Origin of the sequence: Paenibacillus xylanilyticus (genome assembly GCF_009664365.1) — a bacterium.
Lineage (GTDB): Bacteria > Bacillota > Bacilli > Paenibacillales > Paenibacillaceae > Paenibacillus > Paenibacillus xylanilyticus_A.
The window spans coordinates 6,238,607-6,261,457 of sequence record NZ_CP044310.1; the positions used below are offsets into that span (position 1 = coordinate 6,238,607).

The following is a 22,851-nucleotide window of genomic DNA, read 5'->3' on the forward strand; positions in this document are numbered from 1 at the left end:
AAGCCTGTTTTGCAATCTCGGATCCATGGCATGCGTATGCATATACGCAGTCCCCCGAGGCATGACAGGCTTTTTCTATTTTTCCGGAACGAAAAGCGAGGCAGTTCGCAGAATGGATCCAAGGGGGCTAATCACAATGAGTACAACGAAAAAACTGGTGCTGGTCGGCAATGGTATGGCAGGTATTCGTACAATTGAACATATTCTTAAACTCGCTCCGCATGCTTATGAAATTACGGTTTTTGGTGCTGAGCCGCACCCCAACTACAATCGCATCATGCTCTCCTCTGTACTTGCAGGCGGCACGAGCATTGAAGATATCGTAATCAACGAATGGAGCTGGTACGAGGATAACGGCATTCGGGTGTACCCAGGTGATCCCGTGATTCGGATCGATGCCGAGCGCAAGGAAGTGGTATCCCAGGCTGGTGTCCGCGCTTCATATGACGAGCTGATTCTGGCAACCGGATCACAGGCGTTCATTCTCCCAATACCCGGAGCAGATAAGGAAGGTGTCATCGGTTTCCGTGATATCAAGGACTGTGAGACGATGATGGCAGCCTCGCATAAGTATCGCAAAGCAGCTGTAATCGGTGGCGGACTGCTTGGTCTGGAAGCCGCACGCGGACTGCTCAACCTGGGAATGGATGTCACCGTTATTCATATTAATGGACATCTGATGGACCGAAATCTAGACCTGCCTGCAGGCTTGATGCTCCAACGGGAGCTTGAGGAGCAGGGCATGAAGTTTCTTTTGAAAAAACATACGGAAGAAATTACGGGCAAACATCGCGTGAAATCACTGCGCTTCACAGATCAGACGGTGCTCGAGACCGATCTGGTTGTTATGGCTGTCGGCATTCGCCCTCAGGTTGAACTGGCCCGTCAGGCAGGCCTGAACGTGAACCGCGGTGTCATCGTAGATGATTACATGAACACCAGTATTCCTGGCATTTCGGCAGTCGGTGAATGTGCAGAGCACCGCGGCATCGCATATGGATTGGTAGCCCCGCTGTATGAACAGGGCATGGTTCTGGCCAAACGCCTGGCCGGTGCAGCAACCGAAGGGTATGAAGGGTCTGTGACATCTACCAAGCTGAAGGTATCCGGCGTGGATGTATTCTCTGCAGGCCAATTCAAGGATGCGGCAGATACCCGCAGCATTCGTATACAGGACGACGTAGACGGGGTCTACAAAAAGATGGTCTTGAAGGACGGACAGCTTATCGGAGCTGTACTGTTCGGAGATACCACAGACGGCGCTTCCCTCTTCTCCCTCATTAAAAGCGGAGAGAATATCGGTGGACGTGAAAAGGAAATCTTGCTCGGGGTATCCGCCGGCGGTTCAGGGTCCGGCCCATCTGCTGCTGAGCGGATGGCTGCTATGCCAGACGATGAAATTGTCTGCGGCTGTAACGGTGTCACCAAAGCTGCCATTGGAGACGCAGTACTCAATAAGGGATGCAATACGCTTGGTGCCATCAAGTCTTGTACCAAAGCTTCCGCCTCCTGTGGAGGATGTAAGCCCATTGTTGAATCGCTGCTCGTCCATTATGCAGGGGATGCTATCGGGGAACAGGTGAAGGAAGGCATCTGTGGTTGTACCTCCTACGACCGTGACGAGATCGTTGCCCAGATCAAAGAGATGGGGCTGAAAACCGTCAAGGAAGTCATGAATGTGCTTGGCTGGAATGAACCGGAAGGCTGTTCTAAATGTCGTCCGTCCCTTAACTATTACCTTGGCATGATCTGGCCTGCTGAGTACGAAGATGAGCGGGTATCCAAGTTCACGAACGAACGCTACCACGCCAATATTCAAAAAGACGGAACCTATTCCGTCATTCCACGAATTTACGGAGGTGTCACTTCCCCAGCGGAACTGATCAAGATCGCGACCGTTGCCGAGAAATATGATGTGCCGATGGTGAAGTTCACAGGTGGACAGCGCCTTGACCTGCTCGGTGTACAAAAGGAAAATTTGCCGAAGATCTGGGAAGAGCTCGATATGCCTTCCGGATTCGGTTATGGCAAGGCGCTGCGTACGGTAAAAACATGCGTCGGCAACACCTTCTGCCGCTTCGGAACTCAGGACTCCATTGAGATGGGCATTCGTCTGGAGAAGAAACTCGACAAAATGGTTGCTCCAGCCAAAGTGAAACTTGCGGTCTCTGGGTGTCCACGGAACTGCGCGGAAGCCACCATTAAGGATCTGGGTGTTGTCGCGATTGACGGTGCATGGGAACTGCACGTTGGCGGCAACGGCGGGGTCAAGGTCCGCGCAGCAGAATTACTGTGCACCGTGAAAACCGATGCCGAAGTCGAAGAGTGGACTTATGCTTATCTTCAATATTATAGAGAAAACGCACGCTGGAATGAGAGAACGGCAGCCTGGATTGAACGTGTCGGTCTGGACCATGTGAAGAAGGCACTCGAAGACCGTGAAGAGCGCCTGGCTCTGGTCGAACGGCTTGAACTGACACTGGGCCGCACTGTTGATCCATGGAAGGAAATTATTGAAGACGAAAAATTGCGTAAAAACTTCACCCCACTTGCTGGCACCCAGCCGGCAGCCCACTAGAAGAGGAGGATCAGCGATGAATCGATTGCGAATTGGACATCTGGCGGATATTGATGAAAAGGGAGCACGGACATTTACAGTCTTGGACACCGAGATTGCCGTCTTCAAATTGAGTGATGGAACACTGCACGCCGTAGAGAATCGCTGCCCTCACAAGGGCGGCAGGCTGTCAGAAGGCATGGTATGTGGAACGGCTGTCCATTGCCCACTGCATGACTGGAAAATCGACCTTCGCAGTGGCAAGGTACATGAGCCGGACGATGGATGTCTGAACACATATAAAACCGAGGTCGATGATCACAGCGGTGAGATCTACATTACCATTGCAGGTTAGTCTTTAACCAGAAGATATGCCTGACATCATGAATGAGGGAGGCGTGCACGATGGATTTTGTTAAACCGGCAGAAGTCCTGCAATCGATGGTGGACGCAGGCGAGAATAAAGCCAGAATGAACCGGGTGCAGATGTTAATCCGTGGTTTTCTGGCCGGTGCAATTCTCGCTTTTGCAACAACGCTGGCATATACCGCTGTATCTCAAACTTCCATTGGTTTGGCAGGTGCACTGATATTCCCTGCAGGGTTCGTGATCATTATTCTGCTCGGACTTGAGCTCGTGACAGGCAGCTTCGCCATGATTCCACTCGCGGTTATGACACGCAGAGTCACCCTGATGGATATGCTGCGTAATTACTTTTGGGTCATTGCAGGCCATATACTTGGATGCCTGTTCTACGCTCTGTTATATGAACTCACACTGACGAAGATGGGAACCGACATGAGCAGTCCCCTTGTTCAAACGCTGATTCAGACCAGCGAAGCCAAGACGCTCGGATATCAGCATCTGGGCGGCGCAGGTATTGTTTTGGTCATCATTAAGGCTATTCTATGTAACTGGATGGTGACACTAGGTGCGGTCATGGCGATGACGTCCACCTCCACACTCGGTAAAATCGTGGCCATGTGGCTGCCGATTACGATTTTTTTTGCTCAAGGATTCGAACACGCTGTTGTAAATATGTTTGTCATCCCGGCAGGTATAATGCTGGGTGCTGATGTCAGTATTGCCGACTGGTGGCTGTGGAATCAGATTCCGGTGCTGTTTGGCAATTTCATTGGTGGTGCCCTATTCACCGGGTTAGGGCTGTACGCTGCACACCGCTGGGGAAACCCCATCCCGATGGCATCCAAACTCGCAACCATCCATGGCGGTCGTTCAGGACTGGGTAATGCAGAGTCTGCGTCCAGACTGGGGACACGATCATGAGCCGGGGCCTGGTAAGTATCGTAGGTGCTGGACCTGGAGATCCGGAACTCATTACGGTGAAAGCTCTGAGACGCATTCAAACGGCAGATGTACTGCTGTATGACCGACTGGTGAATGATGACTTGCTTGCCGAAGCTCCTGATGCAGCACTCCGGATCTATTGCGGGAAGGCCCCTGGGCTGCATTCCATGAGTCAGGAGATGATTGGTCGGTTACTGGTTGCTCACGCTGCGGAAGGCAAACAGGTGGTTCGGCTCAAAGGCGGTGACCCGTTCATCTTCGGGCGCGGCGGTGAAGAAGCTCTCGTGCTGGCTGAAGCCGGAATTCCTTTTGAGGTCATTCCTGGCATCACCTCTGCTGTGGGCACTTCCGCCTCATCCCTGATTCCGTTAACCCATCGGGGAGTGGCTTCAACCTTCGCTTGTGTCACAGGTACAGGGAGTGATGGCCGTGTATCTTCCGTTCGCTGGGATCTGCTCGCCCACAGTGTTGACACGCTGGTAATCTACATGGGTATCAGCCAATTACCCCTCATTCAACGTGAATTGCTGCAATCCGGCAAAAGCAGCAGTACACCAGCAGCCTTGATTGAACGCGGAACCACCGCGAACGAACGAATCATTACCGGCACACTCGGCCAGCTTTACGCTCTTTCCCTTTCAGAGAAGGTTAATAACCCTGCGCTAATCATCATTGGCGAAGCCGTTCTCGTACGCGAACAACTGATTCAGCTCCAGCAAGCAGCAGATACCTCTATGACGGGATAGCTGCCTGCTTCCCTTTTCTTAATCCAACAGCATACGTTCGTGAATGGTCCGACCCTTCTGTCCTGGTTCAATCAGCAGACGGGTCGGTTTGATGTTTATTAATGCCGTCAACTGCTCTCCCATATAATGCGCAGAATATTTGAATCCTATCTCTGCCCAGTGCATGATGACACCCACCGTGGCAGATATCAGGTAGCTCAGCATAATATCATAATTGATTGTGTACTCACTATCTTCAGTTACCAGCACGAAATCCTCGGTCAAGTAAGTCCGGAACATATTGCATAGCCTTAGGGCCATATCACCATGCATGGTCATCAAGGCACGGAAGACATCCTGATGAGCTTCAATATATTCAAATACCGGCATAGTTGAAGGAAGTAATCCGGTCATATCCACTTCCTTTAATTCAGCATACGGTTTGGCATAGGCTTGGCCCACTCCCTGCATGAAATCCTCCAAAATGAAATCAAGCAGCTCCGGCTTGCCAGGAAAATGCAAATAAAAAGTGCCCCGATTGTAATCTGCACGCTCTGTAATGTCACGAATGGTGACGGCGTCGGCTCCCTTTTCCAATATTAATGAAACCGTCGCAGCGATAATCGCATCCTGCGTTCTTCGTGCTCTCCGGTCCTGGGGGTGTTCGATAATCAACATTTTCGCCTCCTTTGTCCATTATTGTAACCTAAATGAACACCGCTTACATCTGTGTCCGATACCAGACATATACGCTGTCAATGATTATTGTCACACCGTTATGTATATCTTAACATTGAGACAGGAAAGATAGACGACAGGTTGAAACTTTTTTTAAAGAAAAACCTGCCAATAACGAATAAGGAGCGAATATATCATGAGTACTTATACACATACAGCAGTTATTACAGGAGCTGCCGGAGGCATTGGTAAAGAATTGGCACGCAGACTGGCTGAACGTAAAATCAATCTGGTTCTGGTGGATCTGAACGAAGAAGCCATTCAAAAAACAATCACTGAACTGAACCTCGACAAAGAGCATGTGATTGCGGTAAAAGCAAACGTATCCCAGGAAGCAGACGTGAAAAACTATGTTCAAAAAGCACTCGATGCTTTTGGCAGAATCGACTACTTTGCCAATAACGCAGGTATTGAAGGCCCAACCGGTCTGATCGAAGATCTCAGCGTTGAAGCACTGGATGCGGTATATAACGTTAACGTTCGTGGCGTATTCCTTGGTCTGCAAAATGTTATTCCAGTAATGAAAAAACAAAAATCCGGTGCGATTCTGAACACCTCTTCCCTTGCAGGTCTGATGGGTGCTCCAGCCGTATCCCCATATATTATGTCCAAACATGCCGTAGTAGGTCTCACTCGTACTGCAGCAAATGAACTTGCACCTTACAATATCCGGGTAAACGCGGTATTGCCAGGAACGATTAACACTCGTATGATGCGTCAAATCGAAGCAAACTCCGGTGACGTGGAAAACTACCAAGATGCTACTGTAGCCAGCATTCCAATGGGACGTTATGGCGAACCAGAAGAAGTGGCAGCCGTAATGAACTTCCTCTTGTCTGAAGATGCTTCTTATGTAACAGCATCCCTCTACACTGTAGATGGCGGCATGATGGGTCAATAATAAGCTGCTGTACGAATGTTTTACCCTAAAGATTAGTCTTATCCATTAAGACCCCTTCACAGTAATATAAAAGAAGACCTCAACACCCACAGTTATGTGGAGGTTGGGGTCTTTTTTGGCGTCCATTGATTACGATGTGGCTAGTACCTGCGTTGATCCAATGATCTTAGTCCACGTATCCAGCGTGGCCTTTTTCCATGAGATAGTCCATTTCGGCATCCAGAATGCCTTCTACTGTCAATTCATCGAGCTTCACATCTTTGCGGCTCAGGATGTAGTCAGCCAGATCATCGCCGTCGATGTCCACTTCACCCTTGGCATTTTCATGCGCTTTGTTGATGTAGGCTTGCTCATGCTTCAGCACAAGCGAAATATTCGCCTGGCTCGCTTTGGTTTTGTCCGCAATATATTGCATCATTTCCTGCTCATTAATCGAATTCGCTTCCGTCACGTTCAGTTCAGCTCCTTGGTTCATACATACTGTTGCCATTGTAGCATAGGTTAACCCATAACAGACATGCCTTATTCAGATCTAAGTTAGACGAACATAGAACGTCGCTCCCTCTCCTACTACACTACGAGCATAGATCTGACCTTTGTGCTGGTCCACGATGGATTTGGCAATTGCCAGACCGAGACCGTGTCCACCATGCTTGCGTGCTCTGGATGCATCCGTACGATAGAACCGATCGAATATACGATCCAAATGCTCCGGTGCAATACCTTCCCCTGTATTGGAGACGGCTAGTACCACCTCATGATTATGCTTCTTCAGTGAAACATTGACCGCGCCTTTCTCTTTGGAGTATTTCACGGCGTTATCCAGCAGAATCAGAATGACCTGCTTGATCTGTTCACTATTGCCATGGACCATGAGCTCCGGCTCAATGCTGTAGTCGAGAGATATATTTTTCTCAAAAATAACAGCTTCCATCGTCAAAATAATGGTCTCTACCGCATCGCTCATATCAAACTTGGAGTGGATCATCGTGGAACGCGAATCATCGATCTCGGTCAGATATAACAGATCACTTGTCAACCGGGACATGCGCTCTGTCTCCGACTTGATATAATGCAGCCATTTGGACTGGTTATCAATTGTATCGTCCCGATTGGCAAGCAGCACGTCGGTGTTGGTATTAATGATGGCCAGAGGTGTCTTCAGCTCATGAGAGGCGTCCGCGATGAACTGTTTCTGTTTATCGAACGCTTCCTTGACCGGAGCAATGGAACGATTGGCAAAGTAACGGCTCAGGAAATAAATAACGACTAACATGAACAAGCCTACGATGGTGAAGGTATAGATCAGATTCGTAAGAATGCCCTGCTGGGCAGTTACATCAATGAACACAATCATATGTCCATCGCTGCTCGGATCAATGACATACGCCCAGTTCGTTCCATCTAGCGCAAATTGTCCAGTCTTACGCTCTGAATGATCCGTCTTGTCCACCTTCTCCAGTGCCTGTGCGTAAAATGCATCCTCCATGCTGAATCTGGATTGTGAATCCGTAATATTCCACTCATTATCCGTCTTCACCATGAACGAGACCGAACGCCCTGGCGGCGAATTGGGATCTCCGCCTGGCCCGTTCTGCTGCATGTCCGTTGGCGGATTACCTGCGATTGCATCATCCCCTCGCGGCATCTTGGACGAATTATATGGGTTGTGATAGAAATCGGATACCTTGAAGAGCTCCATATTGGTTTCCCGCTGCACATTCTGGTACGTAATGATATAGATCGTCGCAAAAGCAACCAGCATCATGATGGAGATCGATACCAGATTGACGACCAAAAACCGGTTTCGAAGTCTCTTGAACATTAGGCCGTCACCTCAAGTACATAACCTACACCCCGGATGGTATTGATGCGGACCTTGGAGTTCAGGAAGGTCAATTTCTTGCGCAAAAACGAGATGTATACCTCCACATTGTTATACTCCACTTCAGAATCGAAACCCCACAGCTTCTCGATGATCTGCTCCTTGGACGTGATGGCCTGTTTGCGTGTGATTAGCAGCTCCAGCAGCTCGTTCTCTTTCAGATTAAGCTTAATCTCCTTGCCCTGCACGGCCAGCTTCAGCTGCGTTGTATTCAGTTCAATATCGCCAAACTTCAATCCGTCCTCGGGTACAACCTCGCCTTTTCTTCTAAGGGCTGCCCGAATACGGGCCAGCAATTCCTCTGTCTCAAACGGCTTCGCAATATAGTCGTCCGCCCCACAATCGAGTCCGGTTACTTTGTCCGATAGCTCACCCTTGGCCGTCAGCAGGATCACAGGCGTGTGGTTTCCCTCACTGCGCAGCTTCCTCAGCACGCTGATCCCATCCATCTCCGGCATCATGATATCGAGCAGCAGCAGATCGTATATACCGCTTAACGCATAATCGAGTCCTGATCTGCCGTCATGGACCATGTCCACGGAGTAATTGTTTTTCTTCAATATCTGGGATACGGCCTCAGCCAAATGAACCTCATCTTCCGCAATTAATATTCTCATGATCTATTCATTCCTCTGCCTTGAATTGTTCGTCGCCACTTTCTTTTATTATATCAATCATTCTACCTGCCGAACCTTGAATCAATCTTAATTCATTTATTTTACGAGAACTATTATAGGAAGGTAAAAAAAGATCAACGGAATGTAAAATCATTTAAGATTCATTCAAGGTTGGCGCTCTAAGATACAGACATGGAAGCGATACACGATGAAACAAAACATACAACCCATGGATGAAAGGAATGAATCTTAAATGGCGATTGAAGTATTCAACCGATATGAGAGCAAGTATCTTCTGACCGATGAGCAATATGAACGTTTCTACCGTGATCTGCTGAAGTACATGGAACTGGACGCGTACAACAAGAAACACGAGTTCTACTCCATCAGCAACCTGTACTTCGATACTCCGCAGGATTCCCTGATCCGCGCAAGTCTCTCCAAGCCCAAATATAAGGAGAAGCTGAGATTGCGGGCTTATGGGGTTCCTGAAGAAAATGCCAAAGTGTATCTGGAGATCAAAAAGAAAGTGTTTGGCCTGGTAAACAAAAGAAGAACCGCCCTGATGCTGGATGAGGCTTACGAATTCGTTCGTACGGGACAGGCACCTGAGCTGGCAGATTACATGAACAAGCAGGTTGTCGATGAGATCGAATACTTCCTTCGCTTATACAACCTGGAGCCAAAAGTGTATCTGGCCTATGAACGCAAAGCATTGTTCGATAAGAACAGCCGCGATCTCCGCATTACCTTTGACACCAATATCCGCAGCCGCAGATACGATCTGAAGCTGGAGCAGGGAGACTATGGTGAACCATTGGTGGAGGACGGTCGCTGGCTGATGGAGGTCAAGGCGGAGAAAACCGTTCCGTTCTGGCTATCCCAGCTATTGTCTGAACATGGCTTGTACCGTGTAGGCTTCTCCAAATACGGCAACGAATTCAGACGCCTCGTCCGAACGACGAACCTGAACTACCAGGGGGAACGAATCCTCGTTCCAGGTACCGATTTCGATCCTGCCATGAAACCAAACCAAACGATCATAGAAAGAGAGAGTGTAGTATATGCTTGATTCCATTTTCAGTTCTGCTCTAACCGACACAACGCTCACATTCAGCAGCGCCGTGATCACGATTGGCCTAGCCATCCTTATGGGTGCAATTATCAGTCTCACATACATGAAAACCAATGCAAACACATACTCGCAAAGCTTCACATTAACCATGGTTGTCCTGCCTGTTATCGTTGCGATCATCATCCTGCTGATCGGCAGCAACGTAGCCCGCGCCTTCAGCTTGGCAGGTGCTTTCTCGATCATCCGTTTCCGAAGCGCACCTGGTGATCCCAAGGATATCTCCTACGTCCTGTTCACCATGGCTTCCGGTCTTGCCTGCGGCGTCGGCGCATTTGGATACGCGGTATTGTTCACCGTCATCTTGTGTGTACTGATGTTTGTTCTGAGTCATTTCAAATTCGGAGCCAAGAAGAGTCAACAAAAATTGCTTAAAGTCACCATTCCTGAAAACCTGAGCTATGAAGAAGCCTTTGATGAAGTATTCAAAAAATTCAATGTCGAGTATCAGTTAAACAAAGTGAGAACAACCGAACTTGGCAGCTTGTACGAACTGGTCTATCTGGTTCACCTTGGCCAGCACGTCAATCAGAAGGAATTCCTTGATGCCGTTCGTACACGTAACGGGAACCTGGATATCTCCCTCAACATGGCACCTACGCCTGAATATTAATTCGAGACATTTTATAAATCGAAAGGAACGATACATGATGAATAAAAAGTGGATTACAGGCAGCAAGTTATGGTCCGTAGCGATGGTTACCGCAATGCTTGCAGCATGCAGTGCTCCAGCAGCTACCAACTCAACCGCCAACGCCGCAACCTCAACAACAGGCACAACCAAAACGGTTTCCGTTAGTGAGCAGACCTCCGTCAAATATGCGGATCTGGTCTCCCTGGATGCGGACGATACCAATGTAAGCTGGAGTGAAACCGACTCTACAACCATTAAACTGAGCGGGAAGACAGCAACCGTTACCGGCTCCGGAGCCAAGGCGGCGAACGGCTCGGTAACCATCTCCGAGGCAGGTACGTATGTGCTTAGCGGGGAACTGACAGACGGGCAAATTGTAGTGAATGTAACCGATAAAGGAACCGTTCATCTCGTGCTGAATGGGGCAACCATTCACGATAACGACAGTGCGGCCATCTATATTAAGGAAGCTGGCAAAGCTGTGATTACCCTGCAGGAAGGAACGGAAAATGCCGTTTCGGATGGTACGACCTACGTATACGCTGATGATGCAACGGATGAGCCCGATGCAGCCATCTTCAGTAAAGCAGATCTGACGTTTAACGGCACAGGTAAACTCAACGTAACAGGTAACTACAACGAAGGGATCACAAGTAAAGATGATCTCATCATTGTAAGTGGTACCATTAACGTCAAAGCAGCAGATGACGGCATCAAAGGTAAGGATATGCTTGCTGTCCAGGAAGGTACCATTACGGTTGATGCTGAAGGCGACGGTATGAAATCGACCAATGATACCGATGCCGAAAAAGGCTTCGTAGCCATTGCCGGTGGTACATTCGATATCCAAAGTGGTAACGATGGTATTCAGGCTGAGACTACGCTCGTTACCGATGGCGGAACCTTTAACATCGTAACTGGCGGCGGCAGCGCCAATGCACCAGCCAAAGCAGAAGAAGGTCCGTTCGGCGGCGGTGGCGGTGGCTGGGGTGGCGGAACACCTCCAACTGACATGGGTACTCCACCAGATGGTGAACCGCCTGCTGATATGCCGGCAGCGGATGGAACGAATGCAGCAGGTACAGCACCGACAAGTTCTGCGGATAAGGCTTCGACTACTGCTTCGGATGCAGATGCAGCGGCCACAACTACAACAGAAACAGAATCAACCAGTGCCAAGGCACTTAAGGCAGGGACAGATCTTACCGTTAACGGCGGTACGTACACCATTGATTCCATGGATGATTCCCTGCACAGCAACAGCAATGTAACGATTAATGACGGCAAGATCTCACTCGAATCCGGCGATGACGGCATTCATGCCGATCTGGCGCTGACCATTAACGGTGGAACAATTGTCATTGCGAAGAGCTATGAAGGGCTTGAAGGAGCATCCATTACACTGAATGATGGTGATGTGGACGTAACTTCTTCAGATGATGGCGTCAATGCTTCGGGTGACATCACTGCAGCAACTGCAGATGCTGAGGCAACGACAGGAGAAGACAGCTCTCAAGCAGCTGACACAACTGCCGCTTCCAATATCTCTGTAACCGAGACGACTGGAACAACATCAACAACTGCAGATACGGATCAAACAGATCAAAGTACGGACGCAAATACCAATACTCGCCCACAAGGTGGCGCGCCAGGCGGCATGCCGGGTGAATCCGCTGGAAACAGTGAGCTTCACATTAACGGTGGATCCCTTACCGTCAATGCAGGTGGCGATGGACTTGATTCCAATGGTTCCATCTACATGACCGGCGGAACCGTGATTGTGAACGGACCAACCGATAATGGCAACGGACCACTGGATTATGACGGTACATTCGAGATGAGCGGTGGCTATCTGGTTGCAGCCGGCAGTTCCGGCATGGCACAAGGTACATCGGATTCCTCCACTCAAAACACCATTGTGATGACATTCCCTGAAACGCAAAAAGCAGGAACCCTGGTTCACGTACAAGATAGCGATGGCAACAACATCCTGACCTTTGCTCCAGCAAAAGATTATCAATCCGTTGTCATCAGCTCTCCAGACCTGAAAGAAGACGGCTCTTATGAGATCTACTCTGGGGGAACATCGACGGGTACAGCCACAGATGGCCTGTACACAGATGGTACGTACAGTGGCGGCACCAAAGTGGTTGCATTCCAATCCACAAGCAACGTTACCTGGGTGAATGAATCTGGTGTAACCACTGCCAATACCGGCATCGGTGGTCCTGGTGGAGGACGCGGCCAAGGTGGATTCGGAGGCGGACGAAACAGAACAGAATCCGGTACAACGACAGACAGCACAAGCACAAGTACCAACGCGACAGACTCCACAAACTCCGCAAAATAAGTAATAACGCACGAAGCAGAGCGGTATAAAATAAATCGCCTGTTCCGGATAACAATAGAAGGCGCCGAATTCACTGTAGAAGTGGGTTCGGCGCCTTCTTTCGTTCTCTTCAGAATGTGTATACATAAACCTTCGTACGCAAAGCATCCTTGCACGTGATTGTTCGGAGAGGAACTTTGCCCGGAAGTGCGAAACAGACACAGATAACCCGTGCCCCCGGTGGAAGCTCCCGGCTAAACTTGTCCACGAGCCGGGTCATGGCACCCGGAAACAGGTAACAGACCACACCGTCTGCATGTTCATAGGAGCTCTTGTAGATATCGCCGCGTATGAACCGCAGCCGTCCCTTCAGTGAATTCCGCTCGCCCTTGGCTTTCCTGAATCCAATCATCATGCTGGACATGACTTGAGAGAACCAGAAGGGAATGACCGAATTCTCAATGCCCGTAACACGCTTACCCGGACAATGACGGACGATGTCCACTCCAAGCGTCCCCCAGCCGGAACCTGCCTCAATGATATCCCCGTAACCCGGAATGCGATGAACCTCCTGAATGACTACCTGCCGGACCAGTCTGGATGTGGGCATGGGCGAAATTCCATTTTTCCAGCTGACCAGCACAATGGATATTACGGCGATTAGCGTCACCACGGCAATCAGCCATGGAATGAATTGAATGATCAACATGGCCTCATCCCTTTATTCATACAAACTGGTTACATCATGCCACCCATAACGCCAGGCACATGTGATTTCATGTATACACCCTTTTTATAAACGGACTTAATCGTAAAATGGTCACCTAACTTGCGATTGGTCCGATAGATCAGCGAGTTGATCTCATCGATTCCTACCGAATCGCTCTCCAGCATGCTTCGTTCAGGCCATACCTGGCCAACGATCTGCTCTCTCGTCACAAAATGATCCAGTTGACTGTACAGCAGCTTGAACAGCTGGAACTCCTTCTTCGACAGCGGAATTTCCACCTCGCCAATCTGTACCGTCTGCAGGTGATCATGCACCCGGACTCCCTCACCCAGCAGATCGGATATGCGGTATTCGCGTGTTTCTTCGAGATCACCCTCCGTCCGAAGCTGGATCAAACCGTTGACCATGGTCAGAATGTCTCCTTCGGCAAACGGGTATTTCTCATAGGGAACAAGCCGCTGCCCGTTCAATTCGGTACCATTTTTGCTATCCAGATCCTCCACCCACAGCTGACGCTGTGCATCATAATGTATGCGGCAGTGCCGCTTCGATATCAATTGATTATACACGGACAAGTCCGATTCACCGCCGCCCGTATAACGTCCCACCGTGATGGAACGTCCCTGGCTTACGTAAGCAAATGAGCCATCGCTCTCCTGCCCAGGTGTACGAATGACGATTTTTGCCGTCTCCCGCATGTTCATCTCCCACCTTCAATTTTAACTCTAGCTCTATACGTTTCATGAATAATGATAACTTCATCAGATTTGTTCCATTGTTTGCATCCCTGGATATTTATATAGTGTATACAGGCAATGATGTATTCGTTTCTCTACTATACCAGACGTTGTGCTTTTTTTCTCATATCGGTCTTTCATCCAGCCTAATCAACAAGAGAGGGTTATCATCATGAACAAAAAGAAGATTTTCATATACGTACTGCTCGCTTTTACCCTGTCCATTACACTAACTGTCCTGTCACGAATGACAGACGAAAGCAGCGAATTATTGAACGGCACGCCAGCCTCTGAAACATCATGGCTGCAACTGAACACACAGCCGTGAGCTTACTCTATTATAACGCGATCCATGTCATAAACGTTTCACCAATGTCATAACTCACCGTTTGGGTAGAATCTATCTCCCTGCCTGCATAATCGCATAAGTTCACATGAAGAAGCCCCTTACACGCTGACATCACAGCGGGAAGAGGCCTGTTTGCTTTGCTTAGAAGTGTACCATTGGAAATGCGATCTGACGATTGTTCATATTTAAAAAAGTACTTACTCAGGCCGATCCGATTCTTCCACCTGTGGGGTCTTCTTGGCTTGAGCTTCCTCCATCCGACTGGATACCTTCTGATACAGATACGAAATACCCAGCAATAACACACCGAAGCTAAAGTAGGCGATGATTTTGCTGCCCGTTGTCAGCAAGCCTACATCGTAGAACACCATTTTCCCCGTGGAGAACAAGGTCAGACCGAGCCCGAGACGACGAATCATAACGTACCTTCTACGGAATCCGTACGCAATATAGAGAATCGCAAGCAGCAGATACATCAAGCTGAACATCAAACCGATGTCTCCCCATTGGAACTGCACCGTCAGGAAGACCGTGATGACACCCAGCAGGTAGATTCCCGCAATGACCGGGTACCACTCCACGCTCTTGAACTGTCCGCGTATGACCGCAATCAGCAAGTCTCTTCCAGCGAAAAACACGCCAATATTAAAAATAATCAGAACTAGCAATCCCACAATCTCCGCAGCCGTATGCTGCTCCGCTCCCGGATCGAGTGCTGGCATGGACAACGTCACTGCAAGTGCAATACAGCAGCCTGCTGCATGCAGAAAGGTTGTGTAGTACTTCACCATCTGGTCATGAAATAACTTAGCTCGGCTTAAGCCATACGCCAGTGCGATGGTTAATGCAGCAAACATCAGCCATTTGTAGAACAAGTAGAGCAGGAAGGTCCCATCAACCGCTCGGGTATAGAGTTCATTAGACTCGTACAGCACATATATCCATAGGTTGCCGAGGGTAACGTACTTGAATAGATTCAGTGCGCCAAGCTCCAGCACACTATGATGAATTTTGGTTTTGGACCATATCCCGTCCCCGCTGCCAACCATGGCATAATACGCTGTAATCAAAAGCGCACCCAGCGTAATGCAGGAGTATTTCAGCATAAAATAGGATTGCTCCCCCACCATGTACAGCACCAGCACATCATAATATACGAAGGTGAACACACACAGGAGCACAACGCCCCATCCCGCACGTTCTACTGACCTGAACTGTTTCAAGTGACCTAGGATAACAAGCAAAATCCCCTCGATTAACCATCCCATGGACAGCCACTTCGCCCCAAACTGGAACGGAATCATCAGGATGGCAAAGGTCAAGGATGTGATATAGAACAGCAGTATGGTTTGTTTCTCCTGAACCATATTGCGCTGTACCCACCCGGCGAGTCCGACATACACCAGGGAGAATATAAGCGCCAGCAATCCCTGCGCATCCTCCCAGCCTTCTGCGTCAAAGAGTACATACAGCATCAGACAGCTGATGCTCGTATTCATGGCCAGCAGAGCGAAATCCCACCAGGTTAGTTTGACCCGATGTTTGAATGGATACGCGAGTGTAATTCCCAGATATAATGCAAACGTAGCAACCGAATACACCATGCCCACAACGTTGTTCGGCGATAGCCACAGGAGAATTAACATGCACGGTGTATTAAACAGAAAACTGATATAATGCACGATCGGCCAACGTTTGCCGAAGGAAATAAGTACAATAATGCCGTTAAGAAGCAGCAAATAGACCATGGCAACATATACGGAGTTCCCGCTGAGACCGAAATAGGCCATATACGAGAACAGGGGCAGATAACCGCCTACCAGACCAAGCGAACAGATCGTCCTCGATTGATATCTTAACGATAGCAGGACGGACACCGCTGATACAAGGACAGAAAGTCCAAGACCCGTATATAGACCGATAATATGGAGCAGAAAATAACTGTAGAAAATGGAGCCGAAAAGTACCGATATTCCGCCTCCCAGCAAGCCCATCGCAAACGTCTGGCGTTTCCGCCGAAACAGCCACTCTCCCCCGGCAAGCATTAGCATGCCGAGCAGGAAGAACGCACCGCCCTTCATTTCATCATTGAACCACGTGGAATACGAATACTGGAACGCTGCTCCAACGCCAAGAATAATAAGCAGGATGGCGACCTTGTTGATCCAGCTTAGCCCGATCTTCATCTCCATCCGGTTCTGACGAATCCGGCGCTGAATGGTTTCTTCACTCAATCCTTCCTCCGCCATATGCTCATAGCCAAGCTGCATCTGCTGCCGAACCGCTTCTTCCCGTTCCTGCAGCGTTTGTCTATGCCGTTCGATGCGTTCCTTCACCTCTGCAGCAAGATAAGCAATCCTCTCCTTGAACTCCATCGCATCTTCCTGAAGCTCCTCTGAAGCCTTGTTAAATAGAGCGTTCATGTTTATTTTGGTACGATGTTCGTGAGCTTCCAACCGGTCATTATGTACACCTGTTTTCCCGCGGAAATATGTCTCCATTTTCTCTTGGGATACGCGAATAAGATTCAGCTTCTCATCCAGCATCTGTTCGGACAACGCCATCCGCAGCCGGGCATTCTCCTCCTCCATCTTGCGCGCACGTGCCTCGATCTGACGCAGCTTCAGCTCGTGTGCATCCACCTGCTCACGAAGCTGTTCATTCTGCACAATCAGGTCATCCGACTCATAGTCCTGAAGCAGCGTGCTGTATTCTTTTACCAGCTGCCTCTGCTGCTGCTGAACCTGGCGAAGTCGGTCTTTGAAGTCCTTCATAAGGTTCCTCCATTGGTTGATGTTGATGTGTTTCCCTGTATTTTACTATACATATGACATGAAATGATCCTATAGATTGAGATTGGCGCAATAAATGCACAGCAAAAACCCCGGGAAGCAAGCTCGCTTCTCGGGGTTACACTATTTAAAATAATTCTACATAATAAACGTTTTATGCTGCATCTTTCTCTTCCCCATCTGCGGATTCAGGTTCGATGATGTCGGTGGCATCCGGGTCAAGCCAGTTGCTGAGCATGGTCCGTACATGCTGCAGATCATCCTCCGATAGATCATAATACCAAGTCCCACTGCGGGTTGCGCCTTCACCCTTCAGCATATAGTTGCTGATTGTTGGCGCGCTGTCTTTCATATATAAGGACTCGGCAAAGTTCACGATGAAATCCGAGCTCATGTTGGTTGTAAAATTCGATCCGGCAATCTTGATGACGTCCGGGATCTTGGTCAGATTTTTGACCTCCAATGCACGATTCATGAACGCGCTCAGGAAAATCCGGTGGCGCATCGTCCGGTTAAAATCGGAGTCTTCCCGGTATCTGACATAGCCGAGCGCTTCTTCGCCGCTATAGATGGGTTTATTTGCTTCAACAAACAGCTTCTCATGACTCTTGAGCTTGTTCTCAATATTTTTCTTGATCGGCAGCTCAACGCCGCCAACCGCATCGACAATATCCTTGAGTCCGTTAAAATTAATTGCGGCATAGAAGTCTACCTTGTTTCCCAGCAGATTCTCCACCGTATCCATAGCCATCTTGGCTTCACCATGGGCATAAGCTGAATTAATCTTCGATTTCACATCCCGCCCGACAATCTCGGTATAGGAGTCTCGCGGAATGGACAGCAGCAGCACTTTATTGTCTTCCGGACGCACGACGGAATAGATGATCGTATCCGAACGGCTTGGTTCATTATCCCGTTGATCAATCCCCAGCAGCAGTAGCGAGAATGGGTCAGTGTGTTGTATCACAGGAACTTCTGCATTCTGATCTCCAACCGGCTTGTAGGAATCATCCAGCGCTTCCTTCACCGTACCTGAGGCAAATAGGTTAAATGCCAACAGTACAAGTTGTTTTTGGTAGACATATCCGAGTCCTCCCAGCACGATCAGCACGCTTAGGGTAATGATTAGAGGTTTCTTCCATCTCTTCTTCGGTTTCTTCGGCTTCCGGCGGGTTAAATGTGCAGCACTGTTTTCCATCATATCTCCTTTAATAACGGGTTCTTAGAATCATTTAACTATATTAATAACACGTTTTCAATAGATTACGTTATAATCTGCTATACAAGAACTGACACAGAAGGAGCGATGATGAATGGAATATCGACGTTTGGGCAGCAGCGGCTTGCGTGTATCGGCACTTGGTCTCGGTACGAATGCTTTTGGTAAACGTGCAGATGACGCGGCTTCAACCCGCATTATTCATGCAGCACTGGATCAGGGAATCAACTTTATCGATACCGCCAACATCTACGCCGGAACCGAATCGGAACGGATTATTGGACAGGCCCTGCAGGGTCGTAGGGAAAACGCTGTGCTTGCAACCAAGGCCGGACTTCCCCGGCATGATGGTCCGCATGGGCGAGGTTCCTCCCGCTATCATCTGCAGCAAGAACTGGAACAGAGCCTCCGGCGTCTGCAGACGGACTATGTGGATCTGTATCAGATCCACACGTTTGATCCGCACACTCCGCTGGAGGAAACCTTGCGAACGCTGGACGATATGGTGTCCTCCGGTAAAGTTCGCTATATCGGGGCCTCCAACTATGCGGCCTGGGAACTCATGAAAGCTCTTGGCATCAGTGAAATGAAAGGTCATGTACGCTATATTTCCACTCAAACCAGCTACTCCCTGGCAGACCGCACACCAGAGCTGGAACTTGTCCCCATGTGTCTTGATCAAGGCGTCGGAATCATCCCCTATTTCCCACTTGCAGGCGGCATTCTGACTGGCAAATATAATGGACAAGCGGGCATTCCTTCGGGCTCCCGAGCGGATACGGATCCATCCTTCAACCGGTTCCTGCTTGAGCACAATGTCAGATTAGGAGAGCAGGTACGCGAGAAAGCAGCAGAATACGGCTGCTCTCCAAGTGTTCTGTCGCTCGCCTGGCTGCTGGCTCGTCCAGCCGTTTCGACCGTTATCGTCGGGGCCACACGTACCGAGCAGCTGGAGCATAACCTGGCTAGTTTAAGCCTGGAGCTTACGCCAGACATGATCACAGAGCTGGATCAACTCAGTGACTCGTTCCGTCATGGTGAGCCGTTCGCCTCGTACCGGCTCGAATAGAAGCTATTAAAAAACCTCCCCGGCTCATGGTCGGGGAGGTTTTTAATGTCTGTATATAGAAGGCCAGGCGCCAGCTTATCTTACGTTGCTTCGATAGGTATATCATCTATGAGTTCAATAAATGTGGGTTACCACACAGCAATTATTCCGATTTATTTTTGATAAGCTCCCGCATAATGTCCATATACTCTTCCTTATGATCGCTTACCAGGTCAAAGAATTGTCTGTCAGCCTCTTCAACCAGCTGAATTCCCCGATTGGCCAGCTCCGTGCCTTCCGGCGTTGTAGTAATAATGTTCGCACGGGTGTCGGTCTGATGGCGACTGCGAAGGATTAACCCCCGCTTTTCAAGCGCTCGAAGAACCTGAGAGGTCACATTCACATCCACGTTGGCAAAATTCGCAAGCTGAACCTGCGTTACGCCTTTCCCTTCCGTATCTCTCTCATTCAGCCATAAGCAGCCATGCAGAAGCACAAATTGCGGCGGGGTTAATCCCAAGGGATCAAGCACCCTGCGCACTTCCTTCTGCCACATCGTTGTAACCTGCCACAGCAGGTGTCCTGGACTTTCATGTGCGTTTTTATACTGTGAACTCATCTCATTTATTCCTCCATCACTGATGCCTTGGGACTTGTTGTATGCCGTGTATTGTAGAGGTAATCGGATAGCTGACTTGTTGTCAGCGGGAAGGGATGAACTGCTTCACCCATTGTCCGAATCCCTGCGGATTGCGGCTCTGGATCAGGACTGTGCCCTCGCCTCTGAATCGGCATACCAGTCCTTCACCACTGGTTACACTGGATAACCAGCCCTGCGATGCTTTTTCGATATGATACTCCATATATTGAGGCCAGGCAACCAGGTGCGCGTTATCCACAATGACTTCTTCTCCCGCGGCCAGGTGAATCGCGTGAATTGCACCATAAGAAGACAGGAATACCGTGCCTCTTCCGCTGATCTCAATAATGAAGAAACCCTCTCCCGAGAAGAGGCCCTTCTTCAGGTTTTGCATTTTACTATTAACCTGGATGCCTTCGGTCCCCGCCAAAAAGCCATCCTTCTGCACATACAGCGAATAAGAGCCATCCAGTTCAACAGCCTCCACACCGCCCATGGTGGAAGGTGACAGCAAAATCTCTGCAGGCCCTCCGGCAGCGGTTAACTCTTGAAAGAAAAACTTCTCCCCGCTGATCATTCTTCCAATTCCGGCAAACATGCCACCCTCCGCAGATCCCTTTAGCTGAACCGTCGGTGTCATGGATACCATGGCGCCGCTCTCAGCCTTGAATCGCTCTCCGCGCTGCAAACGAACCTTGAGCATGGCAAAAGCACCTTCATGCAAAATTTCGTAATTCATTGCTTGATCAGCTCCTTGTTCTCATCCGAATCAAAATGGTTCAATCCATTGTCCTCGAGCATCGCTGATTTGTCTCCGTACTCCTTCACGATGTGCTGCTCTCCCCAATTGCATAGTGCATTCAGAATCGGCTCCAGACTCCAGCCATATTCACTGAGCTCATACTCTACCTTGGGCGGGACCTGATTATAGACGATCCGGTTCACGATGCCGTCGTCCTCCAGCTCCCGAAGCTGCTGGGTTAACATCTTTTGGGTAATGGCGGGCATAATACGCTTAAGATCACTGGTGCGTTTTTTGCCATGCGTGAGATGACAGAGAATAACACACTTCCACTTGCCGCCGATCACTTCAAGCGTAGCCTCGACCGAGATATTGTATTTTTTTCTGTTCATTATATGCTTCCTCCCTAATCATCTGATGAACTTGCCAAGCTTATCTATATAGGCACCAAAAAGTACGTATGGTACTAAAAAGTACGTACTATTCATTTTGTATCGAATAATTCATAATAGCATTTGCCGGTACGTAAATCTACATTCGGGGAGTTGAACAAGAAACATGGTACAAGATTCAAAACGCAGCACCTGGGCCCTGCTCGCACTGGCCATTAGTGCGTTTGCCATCGGCACCACTGAGTTTATCAGTGTTGGACTGCTGCCACTCATTGCGGGTGACCTGGGCATTTCCGTAACTACAGCGGGACTGACCGTTACTTTATATGCGCTCGGTGTAACCTTCGGGGCGCCCATCCTGACCTCATTAACTTCAACCGTGTCACGCAAGACACTGTTGATGGCCATCATGGTTGTTTTCATTGCAGGCAATACGATGGCCGCGCTATCCAGTGGCATCACCATGCTGCTTATAGCCCGGATTATTTCAGCCCTGTCACATGGGGTGTTTATGTCCATCGGTTCCACTATTGCGGCTGACCTCGTGCCAGCAAACCGCCGGGCCAGTGCCATTGCGATTATGTTCTCGGGCCTGACCATCGCTACCGTGACCGGGGTGCCTCTGGGTACGCTGATCGGTCAACATTTAGGCTGGCGTGCTGCTTTTATTCTCATTGTTATTGTCGGTATCATTGCCCTAATTGGTAATATGGTACTTGTTCCTTCCACGCTGCAGCGTGGAACACGCACAGCATTCCGTGACCAATTGAAGCTTGTAACGGGAGGAAGGCTGCTGCTGGCGTTTGCGATTACAGCGGTCGGTTATGGAGGTACATTCGTCGTTTTCACGTACCTGTCTCCGCTTCTGCATGATATCAGCGGATATTCCGAGAAAACCGTGGCAGCCATTCTGTTGTTATACGGAATCGCCATCGCAATCGGCAATATCATTGGGGGCAAAGCCGCCAACCGTGATCCGCTGAAGGCATTATTTTATATGTTTATCGTTCAAACGATCATTCTGGGCATACTGTACTTTACCGTACCGTTTAAGCTGGCAGCACTGCTCACCATTCTCGGCATGGGTCTGCTTGCCTTCATGAATGTACCCGGACTTCAGATGTATGTCGTCACGCTCGCAGAACGCTATGCGCCACAGGCTAAGGATGTGGCTTCTGCCTTCAACATCGCTGCCTTTAATGCGGGTATTGCCATAGGCGCATACCTGGGCGGGGTCATTACCGACTCCATTGGGCTCGTGCATACGACTTGGGTTGGTGCAATTATGGTTCTTGCCGCCGTTCTTCTTACAGGATGGGCCAGAGTACTTGAACGCAGATCATCAGTTGCATAAGCATTTGATATAAGAACAGACT

General features: G+C 49.2%; 22 protein-coding genes. 11 read left to right on the forward strand and 11 right to left on the reverse strand.

The window, feature by feature from the left end; genetic code table 11:
* The first annotated feature begins 136 nt into the window (after positions 1-136).
* Genes nirB through cobA form a run of 4 tightly spaced genes read left to right on the forward strand, consistent with a single transcriptional unit; the run spans position 137 to position 4,611 of the window.
* Positions 137-2,578 (forward strand): nitrite reductase large subunit NirB, encoded by a 2,442-nt coding sequence (nirB, locus tag F4V51_RS27840; RefSeq protein ID WP_153980373.1) that lies wholly within the window; start codon positions 137-139, stop codon positions 2,576-2,578.
* 16 nt (positions 2,579-2,594) lie between these two features.
* Positions 2,595-2,912 (forward strand): nitrite reductase small subunit NirD, encoded by a 318-nt coding sequence (nirD, locus tag F4V51_RS27845; protein WP_095360200.1) that lies wholly within the window; start codon positions 2,595-2,597, stop codon positions 2,910-2,912.
* Positions 2,913-2,962: 50 nt separating this feature from the next.
* Positions 2,963-3,844 carry a formate/nitrite transporter family protein gene (locus tag F4V51_RS27850; protein WP_153980374.1) on the forward strand — a complete coding sequence of 294 codons (882 nt, stop codon included), beginning with the start codon at positions 2,963-2,965 and terminating at the stop codon, positions 3,842-3,844.
* Positions 3,841-4,611 carry a uroporphyrinogen-III C-methyltransferase gene (gene cobA / locus F4V51_RS27855; protein ID WP_153980375.1) on the forward strand — a complete coding sequence of 257 codons (771 nt, stop codon included), beginning with the start codon at positions 3,841-3,843 and terminating at the stop codon, positions 4,609-4,611. Before F4V51_RS27850 ends, cobA begins: the two co-directional genes overlap by 4 nt.
* Positions 4,612-4,629: 18 nt before the next feature.
* Here the strand turns inward: cobA and F4V51_RS27860 are convergent, their stop codons facing one another.
* Positions 4,630-5,268, reverse strand: coding sequence for a TetR/AcrR family transcriptional regulator (locus F4V51_RS27860; RefSeq protein ID WP_153980376.1), 639 nt, complete (start codon positions 5,266-5,268; stop codon positions 4,630-4,632).
* 196 nt (positions 5,269-5,464) lie between these two features.
* Here F4V51_RS27860 and F4V51_RS27865 point away from each other — a divergent pair, with 196 nt between their 5' ends.
* Positions 5,465-6,229, forward strand: a complete 765-nt coding sequence (locus F4V51_RS27865; protein ID WP_153980377.1) for an SDR family NAD(P)-dependent oxidoreductase — start codon at positions 5,465-5,467, stop codon at positions 6,227-6,229.
* A gap of 166 nt (positions 6,230-6,395) precedes the next feature.
* Here F4V51_RS27865 and F4V51_RS27870 read toward each other — a convergent pair whose 3' ends face one another.
* From F4V51_RS27870 to F4V51_RS27880, 3 genes are all read right to left on the reverse strand, one after another.
* Positions 6,396-6,680 (reverse strand): hypothetical protein, encoded by a 285-nt coding sequence (locus F4V51_RS27870; RefSeq protein ID WP_371859949.1) that lies wholly within the window; start codon positions 6,678-6,680, stop codon positions 6,396-6,398.
* Positions 6,681-6,761: 81 nt separating this feature from the next.
* Complete coding sequence (locus F4V51_RS27875; protein ID WP_153980378.1) at positions 6,762-8,054, reverse strand: sensor histidine kinase; 1,293 nt, start codon at positions 8,052-8,054, stop codon at positions 6,762-6,764.
* Positions 8,054-8,731, reverse strand: coding sequence for a response regulator transcription factor (locus F4V51_RS27880; protein WP_153980379.1), 678 nt, complete (start codon positions 8,729-8,731; stop codon positions 8,054-8,056). The genes F4V51_RS27875 and F4V51_RS27880 overlap by 1 nt, the downstream gene beginning before the upstream one ends.
* A 253-nt stretch (positions 8,732-8,984) precedes the next feature.
* Here F4V51_RS27880 and F4V51_RS27885 point away from each other — a divergent pair, with 253 nt between their 5' ends.
* From F4V51_RS27885 to F4V51_RS27895, 3 genes are read left to right on the forward strand one after another with little or no spacing between them, the layout of a single operon-like run.
* Entirely contained in the window at positions 8,985-9,803 is an 819-nt protein-coding gene (locus tag F4V51_RS27885; protein WP_153980380.1) for a polyphosphate polymerase domain-containing protein, read from the forward strand.
* Positions 9,796-10,476 carry a DUF4956 domain-containing protein gene (locus F4V51_RS27890; protein WP_153980381.1) on the forward strand — a complete coding sequence of 227 codons (681 nt, stop codon included), beginning with the start codon at positions 9,796-9,798 and terminating at the stop codon, positions 10,474-10,476. Before F4V51_RS27885 ends, F4V51_RS27890 begins: the two co-directional genes overlap by 8 nt.
* 34 nt (positions 10,477-10,510) lie before the next feature.
* Entirely contained in the window at positions 10,511-12,847 is a 2,337-nt protein-coding gene (locus F4V51_RS27895; RefSeq protein WP_236146661.1) for a carbohydrate-binding domain-containing protein, read from the forward strand.
* A gap of 109 nt (positions 12,848-12,956) precedes the next feature.
* Here the strand turns inward: F4V51_RS27895 and F4V51_RS27900 are convergent, their stop codons facing one another.
* Positions 12,957-13,535, reverse strand: coding sequence for a class I SAM-dependent methyltransferase (locus tag F4V51_RS27900; RefSeq protein WP_153980382.1), 579 nt, complete (start codon positions 13,533-13,535; stop codon positions 12,957-12,959).
* A 29-nt stretch (positions 13,536-13,564) separates the two neighbouring features.
* Positions 13,565-14,254 (reverse strand): FHA domain-containing protein, encoded by a 690-nt coding sequence (locus tag F4V51_RS27905; RefSeq protein WP_153980383.1) that lies wholly within the window; start codon positions 14,252-14,254, stop codon positions 13,565-13,567.
* Positions 14,255-14,465: 211 nt separating this feature from the next.
* On the opposite strand from F4V51_RS27905, the gene F4V51_RS27910 reads away from it, so the two are divergent.
* The gene (locus F4V51_RS27910; RefSeq protein ID WP_153980384.1) at positions 14,466-14,621 is read left to right on the forward strand and encodes a hypothetical protein; all 156 of its coding nucleotides are present in this window, start codon (positions 14,466-14,468) and stop codon (positions 14,619-14,621) included.
* Between the two features lie 218 nt (positions 14,622-14,839).
* On the opposite strand, the gene F4V51_RS27915 is transcribed toward F4V51_RS27910, so the two are convergent.
* Together F4V51_RS27915 and F4V51_RS27920 are read right to left on the reverse strand one after the other, a co-directional pair.
* Positions 14,840-17,416: a DUF2339 domain-containing protein gene (locus F4V51_RS27915; RefSeq protein ID WP_153980385.1), complete on the reverse strand. Its 2,577-nt coding sequence runs from the start codon at positions 17,414-17,416 to the stop codon at positions 14,840-14,842.
* 172 nt (positions 17,417-17,588) lie between these two features.
* Entirely contained in the window at positions 17,589-18,635 is a 1,047-nt protein-coding gene (locus F4V51_RS27920) for an LCP family protein (protein ID WP_323131793.1), read from the reverse strand.
* 112 nt (positions 18,636-18,747) lie between these two features.
* On the opposite strand from F4V51_RS27920, the gene F4V51_RS27925 reads away from it, so the two are divergent.
* Positions 18,748-19,722, forward strand: coding sequence for an aldo/keto reductase (locus tag F4V51_RS27925; protein WP_153980386.1), 975 nt, complete (start codon positions 18,748-18,750; stop codon positions 19,720-19,722).
* Positions 19,723-19,864: 142 nt separating this feature from the next.
* Here the strand turns inward: F4V51_RS27925 and F4V51_RS27930 are convergent, their stop codons facing one another.
* The 3 genes from F4V51_RS27930 to F4V51_RS27940 all read right to left on the reverse strand — a co-directional run bounded on the left by F4V51_RS27930 (position 19,865) and on the right by F4V51_RS27940 (position 21,475).
* Positions 19,865-20,320 (reverse strand): MarR family winged helix-turn-helix transcriptional regulator, encoded by a 456-nt coding sequence (locus F4V51_RS27930; RefSeq protein WP_153980387.1) that lies wholly within the window; start codon positions 20,318-20,320, stop codon positions 19,865-19,867.
* Positions 20,321-20,402: 82 nt separating this feature from the next.
* Entirely contained in the window at positions 20,403-21,080 is a 678-nt protein-coding gene (locus tag F4V51_RS27935; RefSeq protein WP_153980388.1) for a TIGR00266 family protein, read from the reverse strand.
* Complete coding sequence (locus F4V51_RS27940) at positions 21,077-21,475, reverse strand: winged helix-turn-helix transcriptional regulator (protein WP_095290738.1); 399 nt, start codon at positions 21,473-21,475, stop codon at positions 21,077-21,079. The genes F4V51_RS27935 and F4V51_RS27940 overlap by 4 nt, the downstream gene beginning before the upstream one ends.
* Before the next feature lie 166 nt (positions 21,476-21,641).
* Between F4V51_RS27940 and F4V51_RS27945 the strand changes: the two genes are divergently transcribed.
* Positions 21,642-22,829 (forward strand): MFS transporter, encoded by a 1,188-nt coding sequence (locus F4V51_RS27945; protein ID WP_153980389.1) that lies wholly within the window; start codon positions 21,642-21,644, stop codon positions 22,827-22,829.
* Positions 22,830-22,851 lie beyond the last annotated feature (22 nt).